Origin of the sequence: Providencia rustigianii (assembly GCF_900637755.1) — a bacterium.
GTDB classification, from domain to species: Bacteria; Pseudomonadota; Gammaproteobacteria; order Enterobacterales; family Enterobacteriaceae; genus Providencia; species Providencia rustigianii.
Map to the genome: position 1 here is coordinate 501,923 of NZ_LR134396.1, position 23,278 is coordinate 525,200.

22 protein-coding genes are annotated in these 23,278 nt (G+C 40.4%); 12 read left to right on the forward strand and 10 right to left on the reverse strand.

Annotated elements, in window-relative coordinates; translation table 11 throughout:
- Positions 1-179: 179 nt before the first annotated feature.
- Positions 180-683: a chorismate lyase gene (gene ubiC, locus EL244_RS02270; RefSeq protein ID WP_006816067.1), complete on the forward strand. Its 504-nt coding sequence runs from the start codon at positions 180-182 to the stop codon at positions 681-683.
- Between the two features lie 73 nt (positions 684-756).
- Positions 757-1,611, forward strand: a complete 855-nt coding sequence (ubiA, locus tag EL244_RS02275) for a 4-hydroxybenzoate octaprenyltransferase (protein WP_115163912.1) — start codon at positions 757-759, stop codon at positions 1,609-1,611.
- Between the two features lie 82 nt (positions 1,612-1,693).
- On the opposite strand, the gene plsB is transcribed toward ubiA, so the two are convergent.
- A complete protein-coding gene (plsB, locus tag EL244_RS02280; protein WP_126458420.1) occupies positions 1,694-4,198 on the reverse strand; it encodes a glycerol-3-phosphate 1-O-acyltransferase PlsB in 2,505 nt (834 codons plus the stop codon).
- A gap of 125 nt (positions 4,199-4,323) precedes the next feature.
- Here plsB and EL244_RS02285 point away from each other — a divergent pair, with 125 nt between their 5' ends.
- On the forward strand, positions 4,324-4,698 hold the full coding sequence (locus EL244_RS02285; RefSeq protein WP_126458423.1) for a diacylglycerol kinase: 375 nt from the start codon (positions 4,324-4,326) through the stop codon (positions 4,696-4,698).
- Positions 4,699-4,816: 118 nt separating this feature from the next.
- A complete protein-coding gene (gene lexA / locus EL244_RS02290) occupies positions 4,817-5,434 on the forward strand; it encodes a transcriptional repressor LexA (protein ID WP_126458426.1) in 618 nt (205 codons plus the stop codon).
- 109 nt (positions 5,435-5,543) lie between these two features.
- Here lexA and zur read toward each other — a convergent pair whose 3' ends face one another.
- The gene (zur, locus tag EL244_RS02295) at positions 5,544-6,059 is read right to left on the reverse strand and encodes a zinc uptake transcriptional repressor Zur (RefSeq protein WP_006816062.1); all 516 of its coding nucleotides are present in this window, start codon (positions 6,057-6,059) and stop codon (positions 5,544-5,546) included.
- A gap of 966 nt (positions 6,060-7,025) precedes the next feature.
- Here zur and EL244_RS02300 point away from each other — a divergent pair.
- From EL244_RS02300 to EL244_RS02330, 7 genes are all read left to right on the forward strand, one after another.
- Positions 7,026-7,604 (forward strand): fimbrial protein, encoded by a 579-nt coding sequence (locus EL244_RS02300; protein ID WP_126458429.1) that lies wholly within the window; start codon positions 7,026-7,028, stop codon positions 7,602-7,604.
- Between the two features lie 92 nt (positions 7,605-7,696).
- Positions 7,697-10,186, forward strand: coding sequence for a fimbria/pilus outer membrane usher protein (locus EL244_RS02305; protein ID WP_126458432.1), 2,490 nt, complete (start codon positions 7,697-7,699; stop codon positions 10,184-10,186).
- Positions 10,187-10,221: 35 nt separating this feature from the next.
- Positions 10,222-10,959, forward strand: coding sequence for a fimbria/pilus periplasmic chaperone (locus tag EL244_RS02310; RefSeq protein ID WP_126458435.1), 738 nt, complete (start codon positions 10,222-10,224; stop codon positions 10,957-10,959).
- A gap of 14 nt (positions 10,960-10,973) precedes the next feature.
- Positions 10,974-11,462 carry a fimbrial protein gene (locus EL244_RS02315; RefSeq protein WP_230084834.1) on the forward strand — a complete coding sequence of 163 codons (489 nt, stop codon included), beginning with the start codon at positions 10,974-10,976 and terminating at the stop codon, positions 11,460-11,462.
- 11 nt (positions 11,463-11,473) lie between these two features.
- Positions 11,474-11,968, forward strand: coding sequence for a fimbrial protein (locus EL244_RS02320; protein ID WP_126458441.1), 495 nt, complete (start codon positions 11,474-11,476; stop codon positions 11,966-11,968).
- Positions 11,968-12,519, forward strand: coding sequence for a fimbrial protein (locus EL244_RS02325; protein ID WP_126458444.1), 552 nt, complete (start codon positions 11,968-11,970; stop codon positions 12,517-12,519). Before EL244_RS02320 ends, EL244_RS02325 begins: the two co-directional genes overlap by 1 nt.
- A gap of 65 nt (positions 12,520-12,584) precedes the next feature.
- Entirely contained in the window at positions 12,585-13,439 is an 855-nt protein-coding gene (locus tag EL244_RS02330; protein WP_126458447.1) for an MrpH family fimbial adhesin, read from the forward strand.
- Between the two features lie 84 nt (positions 13,440-13,523).
- Here the strand turns inward: EL244_RS02330 and EL244_RS02335 are convergent, their stop codons facing one another.
- The 8 genes from EL244_RS02335 to EL244_RS02370 all read right to left on the reverse strand — a co-directional run bounded on the left by EL244_RS02335 (position 13,524) and on the right by EL244_RS02370 (position 22,028).
- Positions 13,524-14,000 carry a FidL-like protein gene (locus tag EL244_RS02335; protein ID WP_126458450.1) on the reverse strand — a complete coding sequence of 159 codons (477 nt, stop codon included), beginning with the start codon at positions 13,998-14,000 and terminating at the stop codon, positions 13,524-13,526.
- A complete protein-coding gene (locus EL244_RS02340; protein ID WP_126458453.1) occupies positions 14,001-14,948 on the reverse strand; it encodes a winged helix-turn-helix domain-containing protein in 948 nt (315 codons plus the stop codon).
- A gap of 460 nt (positions 14,949-15,408) precedes the next feature.
- Complete coding sequence (locus tag EL244_RS02345; protein ID WP_126458456.1) at positions 15,409-17,421, reverse strand: TonB-dependent receptor plug domain-containing protein; 2,013 nt, start codon at positions 17,419-17,421, stop codon at positions 15,409-15,411.
- Between the two features lie 138 nt (positions 17,422-17,559).
- Positions 17,560-18,405 carry a ModD protein gene (modD, locus tag EL244_RS02350; RefSeq protein ID WP_006816049.1) on the reverse strand — a complete coding sequence of 282 codons (846 nt, stop codon included), beginning with the start codon at positions 18,403-18,405 and terminating at the stop codon, positions 17,560-17,562.
- Positions 18,402-19,220, reverse strand: coding sequence for a class I SAM-dependent methyltransferase (locus EL244_RS02355; RefSeq protein ID WP_126436300.1), 819 nt, complete (start codon positions 19,218-19,220; stop codon positions 18,402-18,404). The genes modD and EL244_RS02355 overlap by 4 nt, the downstream gene beginning before the upstream one ends.
- Before the next feature lie 11 nt (positions 19,221-19,231).
- On the reverse strand, positions 19,232-19,999 hold the full coding sequence (locus EL244_RS02360; protein ID WP_126458459.1) for an ABC transporter ATP-binding protein: 768 nt from the start codon (positions 19,997-19,999) through the stop codon (positions 19,232-19,234).
- On the reverse strand, positions 19,996-20,952 hold the full coding sequence (locus EL244_RS02365; RefSeq protein ID WP_412033781.1) for a FecCD family ABC transporter permease: 957 nt from the start codon (positions 20,950-20,952) through the stop codon (positions 19,996-19,998). Before EL244_RS02365 ends, EL244_RS02360 begins: the two co-directional genes overlap by 4 nt.
- Positions 20,953-20,996: 44 nt before the next feature.
- Positions 20,997-22,028, reverse strand: a complete 1,032-nt coding sequence (locus tag EL244_RS02370; RefSeq protein ID WP_126458465.1) for an ABC transporter substrate-binding protein — start codon at positions 22,026-22,028, stop codon at positions 20,997-20,999.
- 193 nt (positions 22,029-22,221) lie between these two features.
- Between EL244_RS02370 and gntR the strand changes: the two genes are divergently transcribed.
- The gene (gntR, locus tag EL244_RS02375) at positions 22,222-23,217 is read left to right on the forward strand and encodes a gluconate operon transcriptional repressor GntR (protein WP_126458468.1); all 996 of its coding nucleotides are present in this window, start codon (positions 22,222-22,224) and stop codon (positions 23,215-23,217) included.
- Positions 23,218-23,278: the final 61 nt, after the last annotated feature.

Here is a 23,278-nt window from a genome sequence, read left to right on the forward strand (position 1 = left end):
TACAAATTGTGTTGAATTCACGAATTTTTATATAAATTGTTATCTATCTTTAACCTTGCTCTATGACAACGTGATATTCTATCGCCCAAGAATTAAGATGAACACGACTGGAAACCTTTTCAACTCAATTGAATTGCAAGCAGTAGGTAACCATAAGTTCTATGGTGGAATCAGATTGAATGCATGAAACAATTTTTACCCATCATCCCATTGATTGGCTAAACGAGGATGATGAGTCAGTTCCTAACAGTGTACTAGATTGGCTGCAAGAGCGTGGTTCAATGACTAAACGGTTCGAGCAGCATTGCCAAAAAGTCACAGTAATTCCCTATTTAGAGCGCTATATCACTCCAGAGATGCTGAGCGCTGATGAAGCCGAGCGTTTACCCGAAAGTCAACGTTACTGGTTGCGAGAAGTCATTATGTATGGGGATAATATTCCGTGGTTGATTGGTAGAACATTGATCCCTGAAGAGACCCTCACCAATGATGATAAGAAACTGGTGGACATTGGTCGTGTGCCATTAGGGCGTTACCTTTTTAGTCATGATAGTCTTACCCGAGATTATATTGATATTGGCACCAGTGCGGATCGTTGGGTGCGACGTTCTCTGCTGAGATTATCTCAAAAGCCCTTATTATTAACTGAAATATTTTTACCTGAATCACCTGCATATAGATAACTATCTAACATAATCAAATGACATTTATGGGTAAAATAGAAGCGTAAAGGAGCACGAAAACGTGGAGGGAAGTATGGCGCTAAGTAAATGGCATGCATACAGCCGTTTAATGCGTATTGATAGACCCATTGGTTCATTATTATTACTGTGGCCGACGTATTGGGCGCTGTGGATTGCCGCTCAAGGCACACCTAGTTTGCACCTTTTGATCGTCTTTACAGCCGGCGTATTTCTGATGCGCGCTGCTGGGTGCGTAATCAATGATTTTGCAGACCGTAATTTTGACGGGCATGTGGAAAGAACCAAACATCGGCCTTTGCCTAGTGGTGACGTCACAGAAAAAGAAGCAAAAATCCTATTTGCTTGTTTAGTGGGCTTCTCCTTCTTATTAGTCCTGACACTCAATTCGATGACTATTTGGCTATCCGTAGCGGGTTTAGCATTAGCGTGGATTTACCCCTTTGTTAAACGAGTCAGTAACCTACCGCAAGTTGTGTTGGGTGCTGCTTTTGGGTGGTCGATTCCAATGGGGTTTTCGGCAGTAAGTGAGTCCTTACCTCTTGTTTGTTGGCTACTGTTTTTGGTCAATATTATTTGGTCAGTGATTTATGATACCCAATATGCGATGGTTGATCGTAATGATGACTTAAAAATTGGCATCAAATCGACCGCAATTTTATTTGGAAATTACGACAAGCTGATCATTGGTTTACTGCAAGTTGTGATGGTTGGATTACTGGTGGTGATTGGGTTTCTCGCAAATTTAGGTATGGTTTATTATGCCGCACTGGTACTAACGTCAGCCTTGTTTGTGTATCAACAGCAATTGATGGTTAATCGCGAACGCGCACCCTGTTTCAAAGCATTTATGAACAATAACTATGTGGGTTTTATTCTGTTTATTGGCATGGTGATTAGCTATTTATAATCACTAAAATAGATGCGATAAAAAAGGGGTAATGCTTAGGCATTACCCCTTTTTGTTACAGTTAGAGAATCAACTCAATCAGTTAATCCTGCTTATCTTCTGACTCGCTAGAGGTATCTTTGAGTGTGTCTTTTGAACTTACCTTTGGTGCTGAAAGCTCCTCGGTTTGGCTCACACTTTCAATAGTTAAGCGAATCTCTGGTGACATTAAGCGAGCAAGCACGGCATACAGTTTTTTCGCATTTGTCGCAAAAATATCCGTCTCATCATTATCGATATAACCTTCTTCTTTCAGGGTATCGACCAGTGTTGAGAAGACCGCTTTATCAAAGAACTCAGGGGCATTAATACCATGAAGAACAGATAGACGCTGGGCAAGCATGCGACTCTCTTTTTCTAAAGTATTACGGCTGACTTCTGGGCTAGCATTGAGTAATGACAGCGTAATTGCATAGCGCTGTAAGGTTTCACGTACGCCAGCCGCCAATAATTGCAGTGGGCGGATACGGTGTGGGTTTAATGCCACACGATCGCCATCTTTCAAGCTGATCAGTTTTTGGCTATTTAACTCGTCAATTAAGGTGTCCACGGTGCTGATCAGAGCATCATTGTCATAACGCATAAATAGCTCAGCTTTCAGGAATGGGTAAATCAGCCCAACCTGCTGGTGGATTTCTTGGCGACTAATTTGCTCATGATGCAGAACAATACTGGAAATCAGTGATGGTAGAACCAGTAAGTGATGGATATTATTACGATAGTAAGTCATCAAGACGGCATTTTCGCGAGGCAGAATAATAATATCCCCCATGCTGTCTTTTTCGACTTCGAATTTATCCATTTGCAGTGCATGTTCGAGAAGCTCTTCAGCCGTTTTATTTGGCGTCGTTGCATCTGCGGTATAAGGCACATTACGCAGTAATTGCAGGTAGCAATCCACTTGTTCAATCAGTTGTTCACGGGTAAGTGAGCGCTGACGTGATGCCAATAATGCTGTCGCACATAAGTTGATTGCGTTAGCGGCGGCAGCATTATTGATATTGACCATAATGTTATCTGCTAAGCTACTCACGGTTGGGTTTAACCAACTTGGACGCTGAGGCTCAATAGGGTCGATAGATTCACGCCAATTAGGTACGCGATTATTTAAGTATTGCGGTAATGAAATAGGTTGCCCGAAATTCACATAACCTTGACCTAAATTGCGAAGTTTACGCAAACCGCGGATCATCGAGATAAAGCCTTCTTTCTCTTTTTCCGCACCGCGTAATTCTTTGGCGTAAGTACCTACTTCCATAACATGCTCATAGCCAATATAGATAGGCACGATGGTAATTGGGCGAGAATCCCCGCGTAGCATGGCTTGCAACGTCATCGATAAAGTACCGGTTTTCGGTTGCAGTAAGCGACCTGTGCGGGAGCGCCCACCTTCGACAAAGTATTCAATGGAATAGCCGCGAGCAAATAACTCACTGAGATACTCACGAAAAATAGTCGAGTAAAGCTTATTACCTTTGAAAGTTCGGCGAATAAAGAATGCACCAAGGCGGCGGAATATCGGACCTGCTGGCCAGAAATTGAGGTTGATCCCCGCTGCGATATGTGGAGGAACTAGCCCTTGGTGATACAGAACATACGAGAGCAACAGATAGTCCATATGACTACGGTGAGATGGCACATACACAATTTCATGACCATCTTGAGCCAATTGGCGAACGCGCTCTGCATGCTGAACATTGATGCCTTGATACAGGCGATTCCAAGTCCAGCTAAGTACGCGGTCACTCAGACGAACAGCTTCGTAAGAAAAGTTGGCAGCAATTTCTTCCATCATCGCCACTGCATTTTGCTGGGCTTTTTGTAATGGAATTTTTTTGCTGCGGGCCTCATCTTCAACGGCTTTTTCAATCGCTTTTGAAGCGAGAAGCTTATTGAAGAGCTCATAGCGAACAGGTAGTTTAGGTCCTACGGCCGCCAAGCGCTGGCGGGAATAGTGGATACGAGCCACTCGAGCGAGTTTATTCGCAATAATCGTATCTGTACCATGCTCTTGCGCCATTTTCCCCAATGAGATACTGGGTGAAAAACGGACGAAGCTATCACGACCTAACCATAGGATAGCAAAGAATTTTTGAACACCATTTAGGAGTTTCAGTGGTGCAGGCTTATGACCTTCACGACCCGGTGAACGACCGAACATGACGGAGGCCGGTAGCATCTGGATATCAAGATTTGGGTTATTCTTATGTAAATCTAGATACGCATGGAATACTTTCACTGACTCTTTACGTGGATCTGGTGAATAGTAGCGAAAAACTCTCGGACCATCATCAATAAAGACGTAGGCTGGAAGTTTTGTTCCATTAATGTCGTTATCGACCAGCGGATCAGGAAGACCGATGGCTAAACATTGGTGTCGTAATGTTAGCAAGTCAGACTTTGAATGGTATGGCAATACGTAGAGAGTTGGCTTGTTAGTATCAAGCTGCAGCTCTGCGATTGGGTCTGACGGAATTAGTTTACTTTTTACCAATAATTTTAGTGGTAAATTCAACATGTTGTAATATATTTTACGCCATAGTGACATAAATGATTATAGCCTCTTGTTAAAAATGCTGCGTGATCATACCAGAAAGCAGCGTTCAGATCTGTTATCGATAATTCACTTTGACCGCAAAAGTTGATTATTGTTTAGAAATTTAAGGAAAAAATATGGCAAGTGAAACCAAGGGATTTACACGCGTTATTAAAGCAGCTGGATACTCTCTTAAGGGTTTAAAAGCTGCATGGGTCAATGAAGCCGCGTTTAGACAGGAAGCAGTTGCTGCTATCATAGCGATAATTATAGCTTTTTATTTGGATGTTAGCCAAATAGAGCGGATTTTATTGATTGGCTCAGTGGTGCTTGTTGCCATTGTCGAGCTAATTAATAGCGCTATTGAAGCGGTAGTTGACCGAGTGGGGACTGAATATCATGAACTCTCTGGGCGGGCAAAAGATATTGGTTCAGCAGCGGTTTTTGTGACTATCGGTTTAGCACTGTTTATTTGGGCAACCATTTTATGGTCACGTTATTTTGCCGTTTAATGATGAAAACACAGAAATATCAGTAAAAAATGCGGATATTGAGTGATTTAACGGTTCCCAATCCCTATTTACCTGTATATACTCACAGTTTGACTGTATAAACAAACAGGGGAATGGAATGAAAGCACTGACGGCTCGACAACAGCAGGTTTACAATCTGGTGCGTGACCACATTTCGCAGACAGGTATGCCACCGACTCGCGCTGAAATAGCAGCAAGCCTTGGTTTTCGTTCGCCTAATGCGGCAGAAGAACATTTAAAGGCCTTAGCGCGTAAAGGGGTTATCGAAATTGTCTCTGGTGCTTCCAGAGGAATTCGTCTGCTTTTAGAAGAATCTAATGATGATATTGGGTTGCCTCTCATTGGCCGAGTTGCTGCCGGTGAACCATTACTCGCTGAAGAACATATCGAAAGCCATTATCACGTTGACCCAGAATTATTTAAACCACATGCGGATTTTTTACTGCGCGTGAATGGCATGTCAATGAAAGATATTGGAATTATGGACGGTGATTTATTAGCAGTACACAAAACCCAGAATGTCCATAATGGACAGGTTGTTGTTGCTCGTATTGAAGATGAAGTTACCGTAAAACGCTTTAAGCAGCAGGGTAATCGCGTTGAGCTGATTGCAGAAAATCCAGAGTTTGCACCTATTATTGTTGATTTACGTCAGCAGAATTTTACCATTGAAGGTTTGGCTGTTGGGGTTATTCGCAACGGTGATTGGTATTGATGTTGAATGATTGAGTCTGGAAGCAGACTCAATAGTTTTTAAATTTCTCTTCTTCTATATAGCTTCCTTTATATAGAAAGACGTTACTTCTCTTTTTTTCTCTTCTTTATTACTTCTTTTTTAAATTTATCGGTATCTGATGGTCGTGACCGCAATGTGCGTGATCCTGGCAAATTGCAGTTTCATAGCAATTTTTGCATAGGCCATGATTTTCAACAACGGTATGCCTTAGATGAAAATGATGCTTTTCCGCTAAATCCATAATCGCTTCTTCAATTGCCACGCCGTCACTTTCCGTTACATTCCCACAGTTATCGCAAATTAGCATTACAGAAGTATGGCTTGGATTATCAACGTGATGACAGACGATGTAGCTGTTGGTTGATTCAATTTTGTGGATAAAGCCTTGTTCCATCAGAAATTCAAGACCACGATAAACGGTAGGTGGCTTTGCCTGCGGTTCTATTTCACGCAATAAATCCAGTAGGTCATATGCACTGATGGCCCGAGACTGCTGAGCAATTAAACGTAATACCGTTTCTCTTTGTGGGGTCAAACGAACGCCTTTGGACTCACAAATACGTTTGGCTGTTGCAAGTAACATATCTGCACTCATTTTTTTCATTAACTTGACTCCACAGGATAGGCTTAAATGTTTATTTCTCCTCAGTCTATCATAATTTTTGTATCTGTTGAGGTTGAAATGATTAGAGAAAGTCTACTCTTTTTAAGTAGAAAACAGTTTTTAGCTAATAAATAAAAAAGATAATAAATAAATGGTAAATATTCTCGTAGAGAAAAGTATTTTTATTTTAAATATATTGTTAATAGCTACATTTTTTTAAAAAAAATGAGTTTTAAATTTAACCGACGCGAAACATTTTTTGAAATTTTTAGTTACTATTTGAGATAAATTTTAATTGAGACTTATCCTACCAGTGATTTTTCTTGGAGTTATTGATAGTGAGTTATTGGTCATGATTTCACTTAAATTCTTTAATTTTTACTTTTAATTATTTTTTTATCTATAAATCATCTTAAATATAGATTTTTATATTTCCTGTGTATTTTGTTTATTTTGTAATATTTATTCATTTTTCTAAATATAAAATGAAGTGTTCATATAAATATTTCTAAGTAATTCATTTATTCTGTAGGTCTTCTCACCAAAATCTATTTTTATATCTATTATTTACAAGATTCCAGAAGATAACTCTAATTAAACTCTGTATTTGAGTCGATTTTGACAACAAATATCACATATGTAGAATTGACATCAGAAAACATCACAAGGTAGTTATCAGAATTCATTTGGTGTTCTATATCAATTTTAATTAATTAATGAATGACTCAGTAATTAATTTAGACGTGAGAATGTTGGCTTAATGAGTTTTGTTTTTTAAATCACATAAATGAGATGGAGCTCGTTTATATAAAAAATCTCTAACCTGAATGAAATTCATCAAGTAGGAAAGCTAGAGGAATTTTCAAGGGTGCACTGCTTAAGTAAATAGACTTAATTTTGCATCAGTGAAAACAGGAAAGAGAAAAAGAGAAATAGCAGTTCCTACTCATTTAAAGGAAAACTTTTATGAAACTGAATAAATTAGCATTAACTCTAGGTTTAGGTTTAGGTGTTGGCGTTTCTGGTGCTGCTTTAGCTGCTGATCCAGTAGAAAGCTCACAAGGTGAAATCCGTTTTACTGGTTTCATTAACGACGTTCCATGTTCAATCGATGCTGACAACCTGAAGCAATTAGTTGAATTCGGCGAAATCGCGTTACACGAACTGACTTCTAACCAATTCCGTTCAGACAGCAAAGCGTTCGATATCGTTCTGAAAAACTGCTCTACTGAAACTTATAAAAACGCAAAAATCACATTTACTGGTTCTACAGTAAACGGTTTCACTGGCTTCACAGGTGACTTACTGGGCTTAGGCGGTAAAGTTAAAAACGCTGGTATCGTAATCACTAACGGCGCTGACAAAATCGTTGAATTCGGTAAAGCATTCCCAGGTACTGGTGACGGCTACGCGTTAAACAATGGTGACGGTTCACAAACTACTCTGCACTTCGCAGCGTACGTTAAAGGTAACGAAGATCCAACTCAAAAAGCTACAACAGGTCGTTTTGACACTGTAGCTAACTTCAAAATTGTTTACCAATAATAGTCAGTTTCTATAGAGAACAATATGGCGTAGTTATACGCCATATTTCTTATATCGTCTTCACTGTATTTATTTGTATAGGCGCATAGTTAATGAAAAGCATGAAGCTAAATCTAATTACAAAATTAATGCTTTTAATGTTAACGCCAATGGTTGCATTCTCTGAAGAGGCCGTTGATTTTAACACCGACTTCATTGATTCTGAAGGTAAAGAAAATGTTGACTTCAGTAAGTTCTCTCACGCCAACTATGTCCCTCCTGGGGATTACTCTTTAGCGATTGAAGCGAACCGCGCTAAAGTTTCTATGGAACAACCTATCACCTTTTTTAATCCTAATTACGACGATAAAGTTTCGTTGGCATGTATCACGCCTGAAATTTATGCATTATTGGGATTAAAAAAGGAGTGGGATAGCCAAGTCAAATGGCTAGATGATGGAAAATGTTTGGATATTCGTTCAGTTCCGGATATGACCATTCAAGGAGATTTGGCAAAGAACGTTGTACAGTTCAATATTCCTCAGGCCTACATGGAGTACTCAGACCCTGATTGGGACCCACCATCTCGTTGGGATGACGGGATCATGGGTGCATTTATTGACTATAACGCGACAGGACGCGTTGTTAATAAACAAACCGGCGATAAAGGAACGAAATCAGGTCTGACGGCCACAGGGACAATGGGTGCAAACTTCGGTGCATGGCGTTTGCGTGCCGATTGGCAAACTCAAAATGGTGAGCTGAATAAAGGTAGTAAATCATGGTCTTGGAACCAATTATACGCCTATAGAGCGATTCGTTCACTGAGTGCGCGTTTGACACTCGGGGAGCAATATTTAGCGTCAAACCTGTTTGACAGTATTCGTTATATTGGTGCGAGTTTAGAAACCAATGAATCCATGTTGCCGCCTCGCTTACAAGGCTATGCGCCTGAAATTGCGGGTGTTGCAAAAACGAATGCGACAGTCATTGTAAAACAAGATGGTCGTATTATTTATCAAACAGAAGTTAGCCCTGGTCCATTCCGTATTCAGGATGTGAACTCATTCGGTGGTGGTACGCTGGATGTGGTGATCCAAGAACAAGATGGCACAACAAGCAGTTATCGGGTGGAAACCTCTCGACTGGGTACGTTGACCCGTCCTGGACAGCTGATTTATCAATTTGTGATGGGTAAACCGACTAAAGATGACCATGATACTCAAGGCCCTGCATTTAGCATGGGATCGCTCTCTTGGGGGGCGACAAACAATATCACGGTTTATGGTGGTTTACAGGCATCATCTGAATATCAAAACGTTGCATTTGGTTTAGGTCGTGACTTTGCGCCATTTGGTGTGCTATCAGGAAACATCAACATTTCTCGCGCACAAATGGGTCGACTGGATGACAATGAAACGTTAACCGGTAACTCTTATAACCTGACGTATTCTAAGCAGTTTGACGAAATTAACAGTCAGATTACGTTTGCGGGTTATCGATTCTCTGAACGAAATTATATGACCATGAGCCAGTTTATTGACCGTCGCTATAAAGGCGATACCGTCGATAGTGGTAAAGAACTTTATACTATTATCTTTGGTACGGCGTTCCCTGATTATAACGCCAACATGTATTTGAACTATTCGCACCAAACCTATTGGAATAGAGCTTCAACGAACCAGTATAACTTTACGCTTTCAAACTATTTTGATATTGGCAAAGTTAAAAATATCAGCCTGAGCTTAACGGCGTATAAAACTAAATCACGTGACAGTGATGATGATGGTGTTTATTTAAACCTCATGATCCCATTAAATAAAAATGAGTCGAGCATAAGCTATTCTGGTTCCTATTCTGGGGGTAATAACTCCAATAACGTTAACTATTATAGCCGAATTGATAATCGCTCTTCTTACTCTGTATCTGCAGGTAACTGGGATAAAGATAAAGTCACGACAGCGGGTACATATAGTTACGATGGCGATAGAAGCCAGCTGAATTTGAGTGGTACCTATATTCAGGATAACCAAACTGCTATTTCTATGCAGTTAAAAGGCGGAATGACGATGACACCTGAAGGTGGCGCGATACACCGTAATAACTCAATTAGTGGCGGATCCCGAATATTAGTCGATACTAATGGTGTCGCAGATGTACCCATCTTAAATGGAGTAACACCAATAAAAACTAACCGTTACGGTAAAGCGGTGGTCACCAGTGTGATGGACTACAACCGTAATAACTTAAATATTGATCTGAAAAATGTGCCGGACAATGCAGAAGCATTGCAATCCACACAGTATGCAACCCTGACAGAAGGTGCCATTGGTTACCGTAAATTTAATGTCATCACGGGTGAGAAGTTAATGGGAATTATCAGCTTAGCTGATGGAAGCTATCCACCATTTGGGGCTTCAGTGAAAAATGTGAAGAAAGTAGAAGTTGGAATTATTTCAGATAAAGGTTTTGTTTACTTAGCGGGAGTTAACCCATCAGAGTCGCTTGATGTGGTGTGGGGTGATGATACTTCATGTCATATTCAACTGCCTGAAAAATTAGATAGCAACATGGAGCATAATGTTTTACTGCCATGTAAATAATTAAAAAAAAAATGTTTAACGTCAACGGTGAAAATATGAATTTATTAACTAAACGTAATGCGGTCGCAATTTTAAGCGCCTCATTACTGGCTCAATCAGCTTATGCAGCCATTGCTATTGATAGAACTCGTGTGATTTACAATGAGGGCGATAAGTCAGTAAGCGTAGGTTTAAGTAATGAACACAAAATCAGCCCTTATTTAGCGCAAGCATGGATAGAAAACGATAAAGATGAAAAAGTAAATTCTCCTTTTATTGTGACGCCACCCGTACACCGGCTTGAGGCGGATTCAAAAAGCCAAATTAAAATTCAGTCTGTGCCTGCTATCTCTAAATTACCGAAAGATCAGGAAAGTGTTTATTACCTAAACGTGAGAGAAATACCACCGCGCAGTGAAAAAGCCAACGTATTACAAATTGCGTTACAAACAAAAATAAAACTGTTCTATCGTCCTGCTGCGATTGCAACGAAAGAAAGAATGGAAACTATTCCTCAAGAGAACGACATTAAACTGGTAAAACAGGGTAGTGGATATATCGTTAAAAACCCAACACCTTACTTCTTATCAGTCACTAAATTCAGCAAAGGTAAGACGGAAGTTGCCGATTTTGAACCTATTATGGTTCCACCACGCGGTGAAACTAGCTTAGGAAAAAATACAGGGGATATCGGGACATCACCAACCTTAGTATATCTCAACGATTTTGGCGGTACGATTGACTTGAAATTTAACTGCAGTGCGGTTGAGTGTTCTGTCGTACCTAGAAAATAAGGTCTACCGCTATGATGTCTATTAAAAATTTAGCCAAGGTATTATTGATATCATCGACTCTTTTTACGTCAGGTGCCTTTGGATTTTCAGGCTACCTGTATGTAGAAATTAAAGGGGTCGTCTTATCCAAACCCTGCCAGATTAATAATGGACAAGCGATAGAAGTCGATTTTGGCGATGTCATGACTACGCGTATTGAAGGTGAAGTGTATAAACAGCCAATGGACTACACCATTACCTGCAAAGATGGCGTTCAACCAAAATTGAATATGTATATTGACGGCACACCCGCTGTGTTTGACCAGCGGGTGCTTAAAACGAGTGTCGATAATCTCGGTGTCCTTTTTAAGGCGGATACCAGTGATTTTCCATTAAAAAGTAGGCGCGGTTTTAACTTTGCATCACCAACTAAATTATTTGCAGTATTGGTGAAGAAAAGTGGCGCTGATTTACCAGCGAAAGCCTTTACGGCCAATGCGACACTCAAAGTCGAGTATCAATAAGGGTGATAAACATGCGGGACATTTATAAGCTTATTGGGGTGTTTTTACTGTTTATCTTATTCCCTTTCGCTTCAACGGCGAGAGATAATGAAACGGACATTCTGATTAAAGGTAATTTAATCACCCCGCCACCGTGCCATATTGATAATGGTAAAGATATTGAAGTGGAGTTTGGTAACGTTTCCATTAAATCCATTCAAGGTAATGCTCAAAAGAGACAAGTGAATTACCAAATCCAGTGTGAAGAAAACAAGAACAACTGGGCCATGTATTTAACATTAAATGGCGCAAAAAGTGCATTTGATACCAATGGGTTGAATACTGGCGTTACTAACCTTGCGGTTAAATTTCAACTGGGTGATCAAACTTTAGATTTAGGCAAAAAATATTTAATTAACCCAAGTAACCCTGGGGTACTTTGGGCTGTATTGGTTCGTGATGGTAATAAAGAGCTGAAAACAGGCGACTTTCTTGCAAACGGAACCATGCTAGTGGAGTACCAATAATGAATAAGAAAATACGTTTTGGAGTTTTATTTGCATTACTGGGAAACCTCGCTGCAGTAGCAACGATGCCTGCGCAAGCTGCGCAGAATAATATGAAAATCAAAGGAACGCTGGTAAATGCACCTTGTGTGGTGTTACCAGAAAACTCAAAGGTTGAAGTCGATTTTGGTGATATCCGACTGTTGGATATCTATGAGCCGGGATTTCAATTTCCTAATGAATCCTTCACGTTAGTGCTGTCAGATTGCGATTTGACCATTGCCCAAAAGTTGAAAGTGAAATTCTCAGGAACTGAAAACTTACTGTTGCCGGGTTCTCTTGCGTTGACGGGAAGTGATTTAAACCCAGGTTTAGGGATTTTTATTGAGTTAACCGATGGTACTCCGATGAAAATTAACCAATTTTCATCTTTAATGCCAATCAGCAAAGCGGGTAAGAATGAATTACAGTTTAATTCATTTATCAAAGCGACATCGGACGTTGTGAATAATAAACAAGTGAAAGTAGGTAAAATATCAGCCACTGCAACATTTATATTTGAGTACGAGTGATTTTATTATCAAAGCATATAACTTTGATTTAACTAAGCTTTATTAAGTAAATAAAGAGAACTGAAATGGGAAAACGAATTCAAAGGTTATTTTTAATACCGTTGCTTTTTATAAGCTCTCTTGGTTATGGGTCGACGTATTTCTCGTATGTTGAAGATATTGTCTCTTCAGGTAGTAGCCATACCTATTATTACCAATTTGATTATTGGAAAGCGAACTCTCCTACGGAACCAAACCCATGTGTTGCTGTTCTAGGTTCTGGTGGTGCTAGGAACTGCTATTTTACGATTAACCATTTACATACAGCTCCAAATATTGGGGGGGCTGGGTCTCGTAAAGACTGGGAGTGTTCCATAAATTTCGCGACTTACAAGACGATGCAATCAATTATCGATGCAGCACAAAACCAATGTGGTTTGAGTTTTCCTAAAAAAGGGGATAGTCGTCACTCCGGATCTATTACAGCAGATGAATGTGTCGGTATCTTTTTAGACACAAACCGCACTAGTGGTTCTGCGAAAATGCTACCCGGTGGAATTTGTGGTATTGCACCTCCACCTGCAGGTAAGTGTTATTTCAATTATGTTGCAAATAACCGAATGGAATTAGATCACGGTACATTGAATACTGGGGAGCTGAATGGAAATATGCAACGCGGATTCTTCTCTATTGTTTGTAACCAAAACATGCGAGTAAAAGTTTCTTCAAACATGTTGCAAGAGTACGTGAATTTGCGTCCGAATGGTGAATTGATGTCACGGGTGACATTGAACGGTCAACCTGCTTGGTTTGGTACGACTATCAATGCAAGAGCAAATACGAATGAGCTTGTGACAGTAGAATCTGTATTGAAAACGAATGGTACGGTTGCACCGGGTAACTTTAGTGGTGTAATTACACTGGTAATGACCATTCCATGATGTGAAGCGTTAAGAATTTTGTATTCGTCATTTTCCCATGTTGACAGTTTTGCCTACTTAAACGTAATTGTTGGTAGGCTTTTTTTATTCTATGTAGCAGGTAAAGGATGAGTAAGCTTCATCGCGAAGGATATAGAGATCATCTTCCATTTTGGTTACGCTAATATAGTATTTTGTTTTATCTTTTTCTAGTTCAATGAAATTAGAAAACATTGAGTTTGGCGTATTGTCAGCGTTAGTGACTAATGATTTATTAAATTCAACTTCATAATTACCTTTTTTATCGACAGGAGTATAAGAAAAATAAATTGCTCTATCTAACCGATAAACCGCTTCTTCATTTTTAATGTATCCATAAAAATTCATTCGGCCGTTATGATTATCTGAGATTTGGATGTTTATTTTGGATTTTAGTGTTATTCCATTTGGAGTGCCATTCTCTTTTATCCATATTATCTCGGAGTGACAAATTTTCATTTCATCCTTATCTTCATTTATTATGAAAAGAGATCCTGATGCTATGGCAACTAAAATAATTGAAATGGAAATATACTTTTTCATTTAAATTCTCTGGTCATTAATAGATACGCAATTAGGTTTTTCATTTTTTTCTTTACAAATACTGAGAGAAATATTTTTATCTAATGTATAGTCGGAATTGGTATCGAATAAAACGATAATTCGCTTAGGTTCATCGCAAGAAATATTATATTTTTCAAGCTTTTTATTCACGAACTCGAGTGTGGATTGGTTGGGTTGATGGCTCATTTCGATGGGAGTCTGAATAAGGCAACTATCTTTTTTACTGATGGTGTAGTACGTATTCTCTTGTTTTTTATTGATTATTTCATTGTTAGAAAACAAAAAATAAGTAATAGCCGTAGCTATTATGAGTAACAAAAGACGAGTTATTATTTTCTTTTTATTTGATTTTATTGCATCACTGCTAGTAAATTCTATAGTCGGAGTTTCATTAATGTAATTTAAGTCAACATTTACGGTGGTGGATGTATTTTCAACAGTGGGTGTTATCCCCGAATTAAGGGGAAGAGAATGTGAGGTGATAGAATTCGAAAGGGTAAATGCATTTGATTCCGTTATGTTATAATTTTCCGTGTAAATGTTTTCATCTGGTGTCGTTAATATTTCTTCATTATCTATTTCAATATTTGAAAGATGACTATCAATTCTAAAGCCTTTTTTAGGGACCGTAACGATAGTTTTTGGATCAATACCAACTTGCTCGAGTTTTTTTCTTATCTCGCTAATATAAGTATTTAAATTATTATTTGAACCAACAAGTCCATACTCTTCCCAAACGTTGGTAAGTAATTCATCACGAGTAGCAATCCCTTTTTTAAAATTTAATAAAAGAATCTCCCCAAATAAGCGTGCTGCTGGTTTTGATAATTCAACAGATTGATCTAGGTCACCTTTTAGGTAAATTAGACATTTTTGTTGCTCAAAAATAAATTTTTCATCAATAGTATAATCATGTTTTTCGATCATGGTTACCGCCAGTTCTCTCAAATTCAAATAATTCAATAAGCTAAGCCACCATTATTTATTGGCTAAGTAAAATTAAGTAAAATTAAGTTAAATTTATTTAGGTGTTTTATATTTTTATAATTTTAATAATGTATATAGTCTAAATAGTGAAATGAATTACTGCAAGTATTGCTCGATGAGCTTTTTTGCGATCAATTAGCAAAATTATTGATTTGAATGCCTGGTTGGGATTTTTACCTGTATATATTGAGATTCACAGTCTAATTATATAATTTCGTCGCTTATTTTGAGTGTAAAAAGTTAATTAATCTATATTTTAAATGAGGGTTTAATTGAATTTATAGGATTTATCTTAGGTATAATTGCTTAATTTAATTTATGGATAAACCTAATTTATATAATAGATTATTTTTTATATTGTTAGGTAAGAACGTCAATTCTTACCTAACCTAATTAAGTACTAGTATTTATATTCAATACCTAACCAATAGTTACGACCTTCCTCTATATATCCATTGGTATATTCGTAAGATTTGTCGAATAGGTTATTCACTGAACTATTTACGGATAAGCCATGTCCGAGTTCGTAATCTAAGCGGATATCGGTTTTGGCAAAGCCGCGAACCTTATCTTCGCTATCTATATAGTTAAATGCCCAGCTTCTGGCCTCTTCGGTTACGGTAATACTCATTGGTTCATACGGTGTGAACTTGAGCCAAGCAAAGGCTTTATGAGTTGGTAACTCAGCGACATGGCGTACGCTATAGTGTTTTGGGTCTGCGTGAATATAGCTATAGTTTACGCCAGCTTCTAGCCAGTCGGTAATTTGCCCTGTGGTACCTAAGTCCATCCCCATATAATCCACTTTTCCACTATTACGGTTTTGCAGTAAATCGGCACCTTTTTTATTCACACCCACATGATGTGCCATGATGGCATCAGAAACTTGGTTATAGTAGGCGCTCGCCGTGTAGTTCCAAGCGGGAGTGAAATGACCTTTATAGGTTAAATCAAAGGTTAATGCGCGTTCAGCATCTAAATGAGGGTTAATGAGAAATGAATCATTATTCTTCATTTTATTTTCGGTATAACGCTCTTTTTGGGTTGGGAATCGCGTTCTTTCTGATACTGAGAATTGCACGGTATCTTCATTTTCTAAGTGATAGCGTGCCATGGCTTCCCAGTTAAAGGCATGTTGGCTATTATCATCGTAATGTTGGACACCCTCCATAGCGCCACTTTTTTTATTATAAAGATAGCGCTTACCTTCATCGCTGTTACGCCAGTCATAGCCAATCCCGCCGATAATATCGAGTTTATCCGTGGCAACCCATTGGTATTCTGTTGCGACAGACCAAGTTTGATCTTTATAACGATCAAATGGATTGGTTTTATTGCTACGGGAACGGTGAATATCTTCTTTCCAGTGAGCGGCGAATGACAGCATATCTAATTCTCGAACCGTGAAATCAGCACGTAAATCTGCACCATTACTGTAGTCATCATAGCGGCTATAGTTAAAATCGCCTTTTTGGTAATCTTTGACAGATTTGTACTGATGCAGCGTATTTTTAAATGAGTCATGGTACACACGGCTTTGTAACGCGATTCCATCGGTTACCTGAGTCGTGCCATTAAAATAAATACTTTCTTTATCATAGGCTGGCCATTGCCAAATCTGCTGTTTATCAGTATTCACATTCGGTGCACTGTTTTTGTCGCCATCCTGCTTAATATAGGTGAGGACATACTCATCGGTTTCTCGCGGCGTCCAGCCCATTTTTAGCATTAAGCGTTTATCATCGGTGGCCGAGTTCGTTCGGCGGCCATGGCTTCCTGCCAATGGATTATTATCTTCTGAACTCGGTAATCCCATAAAACGCTGTTTATACTGGCTCCCACTGACTTGGATAAAACCGAGATCATTACGCCCTCCAAGGCGTGCGCTGATGTTATGGGCATTATCAGCCCCACGAGCGAAACCTTGATTGAGGCTAATATTGGCTTCAAGGGGCTTTTTCGGCGTCGCAGTGGTTAAGTTAATCGCGCCACCCATCAAGTTTGGGCCTTGCAATAATGAAGTGTATCCCGTGGACAATTCAACGCTAGCCAGCTCACTGGTCATAAAACGCCCCAGATCGAGGGTGCCATCATAAGGGACATAAGTGGGGATACCATCGAAGAAAACAGGCACCTGACGGCTATCAAAACCTCTTACATTCACTTGGGTTTCATTGCGATTACCGGATTTTTGAATTGCCACACCCGGTAAAGTGCTTAATGCCTGTGCGACGTTGGTTTTATTGAGCTGCTTCATTTGTGACTCAGTGATCACATTGGCATCAGCCGCAAGCGGCGTACTCCATACGGACATGACATCACGGTTAGTTTCTGTTGAGGTTACCGAAGCTGCTTGCCCTTGCGCTGCGAATAATGCCATTCCTACAAAATAAGGTATTTGTTTTATTTTCATTATTAATGTCCAGTTAGTTTTTATCACGACAATCATCGCTATATTTATTTTTATATAGCGATAGCCGTCGTTTATGCCATAAAACACCATCCCGCTATTTTTCGCAGGACAGGTTTTAAATCTCTATTTTAAAGATGATTAAGATTTAAATAGGTGAACTTTGATATCTCTCGGTGCAGCGTAATAAGGGGCTGAAGTGACTAAAATCGACACGCCCGTTTGGGAATAAGCCTCAATGGTTTGAAGATTAACTCCGCCCGCAATAGAAAGCCGGCAGGGGGAATTTTGCTGTTGGATATATTGCTGTAATGCTTGAATTTGCGGAATCGGCAATTTATCCAACTGAACAATATCGGCATTAGCTTTAATCGCTAATATCGCTTGTTGTTCATCATCAGCCTCTACAATAATGAGTTTCTCTGGTGCCGCCGTACGCAAAGTCTTTACATGGGACTGCCAATCATCAGGATTTGCTAAACAGTTGCGATGATTGGTAAACAGCAAGATTGTTTCCGCGCTGCCTGCGCGATGAATAATGGCGCCGCCAGCTAAAATTGCCGTGAGGGCAAGCGGCTTGGTCATTGGGATGGTTTTGCGGGTACAGGCGAGTTGCCCATCAGGTTGATATTTTTTCAATATCGATACCATCTGGTAAGTGTAATGGCTGACTCCGCCACACCATTCAAGGACGTTTTGTACCGCTTTCCAGCCCTGATGTAAGGCTTCGCAGGAACCGGATGCTTTAATTAAGCAGCTCTGAGGTTCGACAATATCCCCATCATGGAATAAGCATTCACAAGTCACACCGAGCTTAGTTAGCATTCTCTCGGCGATATTTAACCCACTGACACAGCCACCTAGTTTTGATGTAAAAGTCATGGTGCCTTGTTGTGACTGTAAACCAAGGGCGCGAGTTGTTAAATCGCCGTATTGAATATCGTCAAGAAGTAACTGATCAATCAGGGCATCCGGTAAGTAGATCATAAAATCAGTTCCGATTCATCAACCACATCCCATGACACCATCGCCCAATCTCTTGATGGGAATGGGAGAACTCTACCGGAAGCCGTTTGTTCATTATAGTAGTGACGGAGTTTTTCAATTTCGTCTTCGGTGAGATCTTTCAGTGACCAATTCACGCTATCTGCAAAAGCAGCAAAATTATCAAAGCCCCCTTTATTAGGGCTTTTAATAAAATCGACTCGCGCATTGATCCCCATTTGATGCAGGATATTTACGGCATAAATATAGGTCGGTAGAGAAACAACGTTTCGTCCAATCGCCTTGATAACCTTTTCATCAATAAAAGTAGGGTTGATGGTATGGGTGGTATAAACCCGTAAATTAGTCTGGCGGTTCAACTTCAATAATGCGCCCTTCAAGTCATCTACCAGTGTAGAGCGAGAAGCCACCGAGATATCCACTTTCGGTAACGAATCCCAGTTATCTTCCCATGCCAATGGTTCGAAACGTGCATTGGTGATATTCATCTCTTTTGCGCGAATTTCTGCCATCTCTAGCATGCCTTGGCTGTAATCGATACCGATAACGGATTCAAATTGATTGGCTAGCGCCAAACTGATAGAGCCGGGGCCACAGCCAACATCCAATAATGTTTTAGCACCGGTAAAATCCATTAATTGGCGGAAACCAACTAAGTAAGGATCGTTTGGATTGGCACAGGTTTGCGCCATTTGTTGTGCTTTTTTATCCCAATGTTCTGGCTCTTTTCGAGAGCGCTGAGCTTGTTGCATATGCTGTTGGTACATTTTTGCAAAATCGAGTTGATTGATAAGCATGACGCTTGCCCTTAACAAGTAAAATTGGATGGAAGCTGAAAATGAGCCATGATACTTGGCTCATCGATATTATAAAGCTCTGCCAAGTTAGTGAGTGTTAACATACTTTGAGCAGAGCCATGTCTGGCTTGCTGTTGCCTATCCAACAACACCACATGGTCAGCAATGGCCGCTGCATGTTGTGGGTGGTGGGTGGACATTAAAACCGTCATTCCATGCTGTTTTAGATTTTCTATTTGTTGTAATAAACGAATTTGATTACCAAAGTCTAAGCTAGCAGCCGGTTCATCCATAATCAGCAATTTGGGCTTTTGAATTAATGCTCTAGCAATGAGAACCAACTGTTTTTCACCACCACTCAAGGTGCTATATAAGCGCTCTCGGAGGTGATCAATACCTAACTGTTGGAGTTGTTGCATAGCGGCGATTTGTTCTTTTTCTCTTGGAAGTGAAAATACAGAGCGGTGGGGAGTTAGCCCCATTATCACCATATCCGTCACCGAGAAACTGAAGGGCGTATCGTGGGCTTGTGGTACGTAAGCAATTACTTTCGCAATATCTCTTGGTTTTAAGCCATTCAGGGATTTACCCTGTAGCCGGATCTCTCCCTGTATTGCGGGTAGCAACCCTAACAATGTTCTCATCAAGGTGGTTTTACCACATCCATTGGCACCCAGCAGACACGTTATCGCCCCCTCGGGTAGCGAAAGATTAATATTTTCAATAATGGCATGATGGTGATAACCAATCGCGAGGTTATTGAGTGTCAAAATACTCATTTGACCCGCCTTGTTTGCAACAAAATGGCTAAAAAGAACGGTGCCCCCACGGCTGAAGTTAGGATGCCCAATGGAAGTTCAATAGCCGCAATGGTTCTTGCTAGTGTGTCAGTGATCAAGAGTAAAATTGCACCAATTGCTATGGATGCCGGAAGTTGATGACGAAAGTTAGCGCCCACTATCATTCTAGTGATATGGGGCACAATCAATCCAATCCACCCAATAATACCCGCAATCGAGACGGTACTTGCGGTAATCAATGTGGCGCAAATAATAAAAATCCCACGGTTCAAGCTGACATTGACACCGAGGCTTTTGGCTTCCTCATCGGATAGGCTGAGCAAATTCATACGCCAACGTAGGAGCAGCAAAGGGATAATGCCTATAACCATAATGGGGAGAACAGAGAGTAAATCCTGCTGGGTAATGGAAGATAACCCTCCTAATAACCAAAATGTGATAGAGGGTAGCTGGGTATAAGGGTCGGCTAGAATTTTCATCAAAGAGATGGCGGAGCCACAAATCGCACTAATCGCCACGCCAACGAGCACCAGCGATAAAATAGGATCATGCTGGCGTGCCATTTTGGCAATCAAACACACGGCGGCGACAGCCAGTAATCCTCCAGCAAAGGCAAATAGCTGGATATACACCAAAGATTGCCCAAAAAATATGCCAAATACCGCCCCCACGCCTGCCCCTGCAGAAACGCCCAATATATCGGGAGAGACTAATGGATTACGAAACATGCCTTGATATGCTGCCCCAGCAACAGCTAATCCACCACCGATTAATATCGCAGCAAGTACTCGAGGGAAACGAATTTGCCAAAATACTGTGTTATTGCGAGGGTCACCCGTTGTATCTTGGAACACGAGACGATACAGCTCCCCCAAGGTTAGTGAGTATTTACCACTGGTTAACGCTATCAATAGGCAGGTCAAAAAGATCATTAACAACCACAGAGGCTTAGCTTTGTTATTCAGAAGCCCACGAGTCATGACATTTCCATCAACATATCAACCTGTTGTGGGCTTAATGGTGAATGATAAAACAGTTCAAAGAACTGCAAAATATCCTGTTTGATGGTTTCCTCGACACACTTATCAAAGTGACTTTGTAGCCTTCTCATACCGAGTAAGCGATTAATACCGGGAGGCCCATCTAGCCAACCAAAAGGCATCCCGCTGAAAACAAATAAATTATTGGAGGTAATGGCGCTGAGTCCTTCCCATAACGGTGAGGTTGTCATTAATTCAACGGCTTCATCATATTGCGTAATAATAATGTCTGGCTCCCATTGATAAAGTTGCTCCATGGAGACATCCGTTAATCCGTGAAATCCTTTGATATCAACGACATTACGTAAACCTAGCATTTCAATAGCTTCAGTATGAATCGAGCCTTTTGTTCCCGTTTGCAACCCTTTAGCCCCCCGAGCCAGATAAAAACTCAGGGGATTTTGTTGGCGACTTTGGGCAAACAGTTGGGCATTTTTTAAATAGCGTTCTGCTAGTGCACTGAGCTTTTCTGCTTGCTGGTGGACATTGAGGATTTTGCCTAATTGGCGCAACTGCTGTGGTGCATCGGCAAGCCCCCCTTCCATTAATAAATAGGGGATCCCCGTCTGTTTAGACACTTTTTCTGCTTGAGAGCGATAAGTCTCATCGAGGTTTCCCATATCTATAATTAAATCGGGATGATAGGCCATCAACTGCTCTAGGGATAAGGTACTTCCTCGCCCAGCAAGACGACCATAAATGGGAAGCGAAAGCCATTGTTCGGAAAATAATTCGGTTTTCCCTTTATTGAGGGAAATCGATGCAAATCCCACCATTTTCTCAGGCGCAAGTGCAAATAAGAGTAAATCCGCAGGAGGTCCTGCGCTGATCACTCGCTGAAGGTTTTCAGCGGTTGGTAACTGACCGAATAGTGCTTCGGCGATTTTTTCACGGCTGAATGCAGGTAAATAGTAAAATACAGCCAGTGCCGCGCAAGATTGTAGGAAGCGTCTTCGATTCATAGTCATAGCCGATGATTGAGTATCGTTATACTTATAATTATATAACGCGGAAATTAACGAACTCGGGGAAGAGAGTCAACTACTTTGAGGAAAACTCGATATTTATGTGATTTAAAGCAATAACAAGGGATTGCTATCCACCAACAGATCGCAGAACATAACGCAAGATAACTGCGTACATATTGAAAATATGGGATATATGAAGAATAAAAGACCCTCTTTGCAAGACGTCGCCGACCTTGTCGGTATCACAAAAATGACGGTGAGCCGCTTTTTACGCAACCCGGATCAAGTTTCTGAGTCTTTGCGTGGAAAAATTGCTAATGCGGTGGAGGATTTGGGATATATCCCGAACAAAGCACCAGATATTCTCTCTAATGCAACCAGTCATGCGATTGGGGTATTACTACCTTCATTAACCAACCAAGTGTTTGCCGAAGTGATCCGCGGTATTGAAGCAGTTACTGACCGCCACGGTTATCAAACCATGCTCGCCCACTATGGTTATCGTGCTGAAAAAGAAGAAGAGCGATTAACCTCGCTACTTTCTTATAATATTGATGGCGTGATTTTGGCCGAGCGTACCCATACAGAACGCACACTGCGTATGTTGAAAACAGCGGGCATTCCCGTGGTGGAAATCATGGACAGTATTTCCCCTTGCTTTGATATGGCGGTGGGCATCAATAACTATGAAGCTTCTCGCCAAATGACCGAAGCAATGATCACCAGAGGCTGTCGTAAGGTTGTCTACTTGGGAGCTAGGCAGGATGAGCGAACCATTATCCGCTTAAAAGGCTACGAACAGGCAATGTTAGATGCCAAATTAACGCCTCGAAATTTAATGACTCAGGAAAGCTCCTCTTATTCTCTAGGTGCCCAATTACTTCAAGAGTGTCGCGAAAAATACCCTGATGCGGATGGGTTATTCTGTACAAACGATGACTTAGCAATAGGCGCTATTTTTGAGTGCCAACGTTTAGGGATCAAAGTGCCGACGGATTTAGCTATCTCAGGTTTCCATGGTCATGATGTCGGGCAGGTGATGACGCCAAAATTAGCAAGTATTTTAACTCCTAGAGATCAAATGGGGCGTAAGGCGGCTGAAGTCCTGCTGGCAAGAATGCGTGGAGAAAAATTAGCGCACAAACAGTTCGATGTTGGTTTTAAGTTACTGACAGGTGAAAGTATCTAGTTTGCTGCTATCGAGTCAGCTAAATATTATTGCGAGTATCATCACAATTCCGCTTTTTTCT

Excerpts from the sequence above, each read along its gene's own strand:
- ubiC (WP_006816067.1), top strand. The coding sequence starts at position 180 with ATGCATGAAACAATTTTTACCCATCATCCCATTGATTGGCTAAACGAG.
- ubiA (WP_115163912.1), top strand. The coding sequence starts at position 757 with ATGGCGCTAAGTAAATGGCATGCATACAGCCGTTTAATGCGTATTGAT.
- plsB (WP_126458420.1), bottom strand. The coding sequence starts at position 4,198 with ATGTCACTATGGCGTAAAATATATTACAACATGTTGAATTTACCACTA.
- EL244_RS02285 (WP_126458423.1), top strand. The coding sequence starts at position 4,324 with ATGGCAAGTGAAACCAAGGGATTTACACGCGTTATTAAAGCAGCTGGA.
- lexA (WP_126458426.1), top strand. The coding sequence starts at position 4,817 with ATGAAAGCACTGACGGCTCGACAACAGCAGGTTTACAATCTGGTGCGT.
- zur (WP_006816062.1), bottom strand. The coding sequence starts at position 6,059 with ATGAAAAAAATGAGTGCAGATATGTTACTTGCAACAGCCAAACGTATT.
- EL244_RS02300 (WP_126458429.1), top strand. The coding sequence starts at position 7,026 with ATGAAACTGAATAAATTAGCATTAACTCTAGGTTTAGGTTTAGGTGTT.
- EL244_RS02305 (WP_126458432.1), top strand. The coding sequence starts at position 7,697 with ATGAAAAGCATGAAGCTAAATCTAATTACAAAATTAATGCTTTTAATG.
- EL244_RS02310 (WP_126458435.1), top strand. The coding sequence starts at position 10,222 with ATGAATTTATTAACTAAACGTAATGCGGTCGCAATTTTAAGCGCCTCA.
- EL244_RS02315 (WP_230084834.1), top strand. The coding sequence starts at position 10,974 with ATGTCTATTAAAAATTTAGCCAAGGTATTATTGATATCATCGACTCTT.
- EL244_RS02320 (WP_126458441.1), top strand. The coding sequence starts at position 11,474 with ATGCGGGACATTTATAAGCTTATTGGGGTGTTTTTACTGTTTATCTTA.
- EL244_RS02325 (WP_126458444.1), top strand. The coding sequence starts at position 11,968 with ATGAATAAGAAAATACGTTTTGGAGTTTTATTTGCATTACTGGGAAAC.
- EL244_RS02330 (WP_126458447.1), top strand. The coding sequence starts at position 12,585 with ATGGGAAAACGAATTCAAAGGTTATTTTTAATACCGTTGCTTTTTATA.
- EL244_RS02335 (WP_126458450.1), bottom strand. The coding sequence starts at position 14,000 with ATGAAAAAGTATATTTCCATTTCAATTATTTTAGTTGCCATAGCATCA.
- EL244_RS02340 (WP_126458453.1), bottom strand. The coding sequence starts at position 14,948 with ATGATCGAAAAACATGATTATACTATTGATGAAAAATTTATTTTTGAG.
- EL244_RS02345 (WP_126458456.1), bottom strand. The coding sequence starts at position 17,421 with ATGAAAATAAAACAAATACCTTATTTTGTAGGAATGGCATTATTCGCA.
- modD (WP_006816049.1), bottom strand. The coding sequence starts at position 18,405 with ATGATCTACTTACCGGATGCCCTGATTGATCAGTTACTTCTTGACGAT.
- EL244_RS02355 (WP_126436300.1), bottom strand. The coding sequence starts at position 19,220 with ATGCTTATCAATCAACTCGATTTTGCAAAAATGTACCAACAGCATATG.
- EL244_RS02360 (WP_126458459.1), bottom strand. The coding sequence starts at position 19,999 with ATGAGTATTTTGACACTCAATAACCTCGCGATTGGTTATCACCATCAT.
- EL244_RS02365 (WP_412033781.1), bottom strand. The coding sequence starts at position 20,952 with ATGATCTTTTTGACCTGCCTATTGATAGCGTTAACCAGTGGTAAATAC.
- EL244_RS02370 (WP_126458465.1), bottom strand. The coding sequence starts at position 22,028 with ATGACTATGAATCGAAGACGCTTCCTACAATCTTGCGCGGCACTGGCT.
- gntR (WP_126458468.1), top strand. The coding sequence starts at position 22,222 with ATGAAGAATAAAAGACCCTCTTTGCAAGACGTCGCCGACCTTGTCGGT.